At 60.2% G+C, this 1215-nt stretch carries 2 protein-coding genes and 1 tRNA gene; all 3 read right to left on the bottom strand.

Annotated elements, in window-relative coordinates:
• Position 1: 1 nt before the first annotated feature.
• On the bottom strand, positions 2-442 hold the full coding sequence (locus tag AC1D0P_RS25805) for a response regulator (protein WP_477651988.1): 441 nt from the start codon (positions 440-442) through the stop codon (positions 2-4).
• A gap of 133 nt (positions 443-575) precedes the next feature.
• Positions 576-652 (bottom strand) — tRNA-Arg (locus AC1D0P_RS25800).
• 132 nt (positions 653-784) lie between these two features.
• A partial coding sequence (locus AC1D0P_RS25795; protein ID WP_477679329.1) for a glutathione binding-like protein occupies positions 785-1215 on the bottom strand: 431 nt, incomplete at its 5' end.

Raw genomic sequence — 1215 nt, 5'->3', positions numbered from 1 at the left:
CTCAGGACTTGAGCGGCCCGAAGTTAGAAGTGCGCCAGTATTCGCGCACCTGTTCCAGTTTTTCCTGGAAATCCCGGAAATGCAGCGGTTTGCGTACGTAACTGTTAAGACCGCCCTGAATCTCTTTCACGATTGGCGAGTATTTGGGCTCGGAGGTCAGGATGACGACGGGTACGAAGAAAGTGCGGGGGTCTCCACGCATGCGCTGCATGACTTCCGCGCCGCTGATCCCAGGCAAATTCAGGTCCAGCATGACCAGTTCCGGCGGATGGTCGTTGGGCCGGTTGCTGTAAGCACCTTCGCAGAAAAGGTATTCCAGGGCTTCCGTGCCGTCGCGGGCCACGATGACTTCATGGTCGGCGCCGTTTTCCTGCAGCGTCAGCAACGTCAACTCGACGTGAGCGGGGTTGTCCTCCACCAGCAACATGGTTGGTCTGGCCATCTTTTCTCGCCTCCTTGGTCTTGCCGGCCTTTGCACGGGGCCGAATCCCGACTATATACCCCGATTCCGAGGGTGTGTAAGCGAAGTTCGTTGATCGCGGGGGGAAAGGGCGGGTACGACTGACGCCGCGAATTGGCCTGCCCGGAGGGGATCGAACCCCCGACCCTCAGCTTAGAAGGCTGATGCTCTATCCGACTGAGCTACGGGCAGTTTGTGTGTGGGAGCAGGGGCAAGGCCACGCAGGGGCGGCCGCCGTTTCCAGCTCGTCGCGAATCATACCTTCAATCGAGGTCTGCCAACCCCGGCCGGCCGGCCTCCACCCAGCGCTTTTCAGCGCTTTTCTCAGCGCTTTTCGTACTGCGTCTTGCCGAACAGCACTTCCCGCGCCTTGTCGTCGGTGATGGGCCTGCGCAGCTCGGCCAGCACCTTGACGCCGCGCTGCACGGCGGGGCGTTCACTGATCAGGTCAAACCACTTTTTCAGGTGCGGGTAGTCGATCCAGTCTATGCCGTGGTTTTCCCAGTTGCGCAGCCAGGGGAAGATGGCGATGTCGGCAATGCTGTACTCGTCGCAGGCGATGAACCGGCTGCCGGCCAGCTGCTTGTCCATGACGCCGTAAAGCCGCTTCGTTTCATTGGTGTAGCGGTTGATGGCGTAGGCTATCTTTTCGGGCGCGTACTGCCGGAAATGGTGAGTCTGCCCGATCATGGGGCCGACGCCGCCCATCTGGAACATCAGCCATTGCAGCACCTGGAACTTCAGGCGGTCGGTTT

It is taken from the genome of Polaromonas sp. P1_G2, assembly GCF_056405515.1.
Note: the sequence above shows the minus strand (reverse complement) of the source record. Positions and strands in the feature narration are given on the sequence as shown.

Excerpts from the sequence above, each read along its gene's own strand:
- AC1D0P_RS25805 (WP_477651988.1), bottom strand. The coding sequence starts at position 442 with ATGGCCAGACCAACCATGTTGCTGGTGGAGGACAACCCCGCTCACGTC.